The organism is Flagellimonas alvinocaridis (genome assembly GCF_004916895.1).
In the GTDB taxonomy this organism is placed as follows: Bacteria; Bacteroidota; Bacteroidia; order Flavobacteriales; family Flavobacteriaceae; genus Flagellimonas; species Flagellimonas alvinocaridis.
This window is the reverse complement of record NZ_SNTZ01000053.1, coordinates 1-658: the sequence shown is the minus strand read 5'-3', so window position 1 is coordinate 658 and position 658 is coordinate 1. Positions and strand designations below refer to the sequence as shown.

The window sequence follows — 658 nt, the reverse complement described above, 5'->3', positions numbered from 1 at the left end:
TACCTCCGACAAGGTCTGGTCGTCACTGCCCAAGTTGGCCAAAGGTACCTGTAACGTACCGTTGCTGTCCTCTATCTCTAGGTTCGCCCCACTTACCTCGAAGCGGGTATTGATCTCATTGGTCACGCTGCCGTCCACYTCGGTGAAGGTRCTGTTCACGATATAGGGGTCGCCAGTGGTGCCTGTGCCGCTGACACTGATGTCCGTACCGGCGTTCACGAYSGTCTCCGAGCCATCSGCCGCGTTGGCCGTGATCTGYGWGTCCACATAGTTCTTCGTGGCCGCGTCCTGSGCATTGGTCGGGTCCGTCACATTGGTGATCGAGGTCCCCGCGCTGTTGCCCTCTCCCAGCACGCTCGCCAAATTTTGTATCTCGTTGGTGATGCTGCCGTCCACTTCCGTGAAGGTGCTGTTCACAACGTAGGGGTCGCCGGTGGTGCCTGTGCCGCTGACACTGATGTCCGTACCGGCGTTCACGATGGTCTCCGAGCCATCGGCCGCGTTGGCCGTGATCTGGCTGTCAACATAGTTCTTCGTGGCCGCGTCCTGGGCATTGGTCGGGTCCGTCACGTTCGTTATGGATGTGCCCGCGCTGTTGCCCTCGGAGAGCACCTCCGACAAGGTCTGGTCGTCGCTGCCCAAGTTGGCCAAAGGTACC

At 60.2% G+C, this 658-nt stretch carries 1 protein-coding gene; it reads right to left on the bottom strand.

All coding sequences use genetic code 11. The features are described 5' to 3' along the window. Nucleotides 1-658, bottom strand: a 658-nt coding sequence (locus EZV76_RS16865) for a hypothetical protein (RefSeq protein WP_161594441.1), incomplete at both ends; no start/stop codon positions are given.